We start from the raw sequence: 1,790 nt of genomic DNA on the forward strand, positions 1-1,790 counted from the left end.
TGCGTCCTCAACCGCATGGACATTGATCGCCTCGATCCGCATGCTCACACGACGGACAGCAAGGCATTGTCAAGCTTGAAAAACTTTCGGATCGGGCTCTAAGATCCGCAGCCTTCGAGTTTGTGTCGCAGTTCCCGACCGCGTGCGGTAAGGCGGGAACGCCCCATCCCCCATCGCGCAGAACATCCACCTGCAATAAAGCCCATCAGTACGAGAGATGATCTGATGCTTCCTCCATCCAGCAAGGTTCCATACCCCCCGTCTTTCGGCAGGGACAGAATGGCCCGTTTCTGTGCGGGAGTCAGGCTCTCCGATCCGAAATAAGATCGACCTGTGCCATTTCGCTGGTTGCCGCCAAAATATGTACGCATTTCTCATGTTCCCCTTGTAGCGTTTGACGGGATTAGACCCGCGACACGCCATTGGCCAATGGATGTAATTTTTTAGAACAGGTCAGGAAAGAACACGCTGGATGGGGAACGCAGCAGATAAAACAGAAGACATGATCGCCACTCCGTCTGTCGGGCGCCCCGCCCGATAGAACTGGTTACGTCACAAAGGCAGGTCTCCTGGCTTACGGGTCCTTGATATCGGTTCTGTCTTCCCGGCCTGTTGATCATAGCCAGTGACGGGTCCTGTTAAGAGGACATACGATCCGGTATCTCTCCGCTTACAGTTGCGGGGGCAGCCACCGACTTGTTCCCGGACCCTGATAAGTCCTGCCAGAACGCACGGCGTTCCCTATTAACCCGTTCGCACGGGGCCTTTGATGTAGAGGTAGTGTGACGCACGCCCGCGAGCAGTGCAAGTCTGCCAGCTTCCCGTCTATGTGAAGGATACCATGCTCTTTCATCGCAGGTTTTTAGAAAATCCATATTGCGTAGATCACGAAATCTGACGCATATTGCGACCAGCTTTTATGTCGGTGGTGCCGCGCAAGCGGATTAATAGGGAATACCGTAAGCTCTGGCGGGATCTGCGATGATCCGGGAGCCAGTCGGTAGCTGCGCCCGCAACTGTAGGCGGTATGTAGCCGGATCCGATCATCTGATGTCCGATCAGATGGGTCACTGCTTCCAGTAAGGGAGTGGGAAGACAGGACCGAGCTGCCATGATCCGTGAGCCAGGAAACCTGCTACCGTCGCAAACCGTGCTACCGGGCGGGACCGACCGGTGGCAGGAGATCAGCTATGACGCGTTCTTTTGCGTATCGATATATCTATCAAGCCTCCATATGTATGCGGATCGTTAGCCTGTGCTTGAATGAATCCCGGCTTCGTAAGGCAACCTTAGCAACAGACCTCGCGGCCTGCGGCTTATAATTCGCATGTACTTTCCTGACCCCAGGACACAGGTACCTACGTTTTATTCTGATAAAAAGAAATATCCATGAACACAGATATGAGCATGGTACCCCCTTCCATTGCGTCGCGCCTAATGGCGACCATTACGGAGCCAGAGCCGGTTGTTGCAATTCGGATGCTTATTGCGGCCTGTCTGGATCAATCCTCGTCCCTTCGCCTGCGGCTGCCAGAGGTAAAGCGTAACCATCCGGCGAGAGACGCGGGCGTATTCAGGCGGCGATGGTATTGTGGACCTGCTGGTGGGCTTTCCAGTGCCAGGGCAGGAGTTCATGGAGGCGTGGATTGGGAATGTCATTGATCCGTGCCAGGACATCGGCGAGCCATGCCTGGGGATCGACATCGTTCAGGCGCGCGGTGACGATCAGGGAATACATGGCGGCGGCGCGCTCTCCGCCACGATCGGACCCGGCGAACAACCAGGCTTTC

At 55.5% G+C, this 1,790-nt stretch carries 1 protein-coding gene and 2 riboswitches; the gene reads right to left on the bottom strand.

Annotated elements, in window-relative coordinates; all coding sequences use genetic code 11:
- Positions 1-542 precede the first annotated feature (542 nt).
- A riboswitch (cobalamin riboswitch) is annotated at positions 543-783 on the bottom strand.
- 126 nt (positions 784-909) lie between these two features.
- A riboswitch (cobalamin riboswitch) is annotated at positions 910-1,154 on the top strand.
- A 419-nt stretch (positions 1,155-1,573) separates the two neighbouring features.
- Positions 1,574-1,790 (bottom strand): transposase domain-containing protein (locus CFR80_RS17950; RefSeq protein WP_146221676.1); only part of this gene is annotated, 217 nt, incomplete at its 5' end.

Origin of the sequence: Komagataeibacter oboediens (assembly GCF_003207815.1) — a bacterium.
GTDB lineage: Bacteria > Pseudomonadota > Alphaproteobacteria > Acetobacterales > Acetobacteraceae > Komagataeibacter > Komagataeibacter oboediens.